This is a genomic window from Pseudomonas sp. 2822-15 (genome assembly GCF_002742515.1).
Taxonomy (GTDB): Bacteria; Pseudomonadota; Gammaproteobacteria; order Pseudomonadales; family Pseudomonadaceae; genus Aquipseudomonas; species Aquipseudomonas salomonii.
The window spans coordinates 1-292 of the sequence record NZ_LJRY01000019.1; the positions used below are offsets into that span (position 1 = coordinate 1).

General features: G+C 32.5%; 1 protein-coding gene. It reads right to left on the bottom strand.

Annotation, left to right across the window (positions count from 1 at the left end):
* The coding region (locus AOA59_RS32770; RefSeq protein WP_371919044.1) for a histidine kinase dimerization/phospho-acceptor domain-containing protein at positions 1-204 on the bottom strand (204 nt) is incomplete at its 3' end.
* Positions 205-292 lie beyond the last annotated feature (88 nt).

Genomic DNA, 292 nt, shown 5'->3' on the forward strand with positions numbered 1-292 from the left:
CCCTTTTACTGATGTTAATGGGTTGCGTATTTCATGTGAAATGGATGCTGCGAGTTGACTAACTGTTTCCATCTTTTTTGATTGAAAAACCTTTGTTTGTATTAACCATTGCTTTTCGAGCGTTTCCACTGCAAATATTACTAAAGCCAAACTAAGTGTCTGTAGCGTACAATAATAGATAATCAATTCTAAGGGGATAGTCATGGTAGTCATTTGATCAATAACAAAGATAGTAACTAAAGCTGAAACGAAGCCAATAATCATAATAAAAAAGAGTTTTAAATTAAAAGGA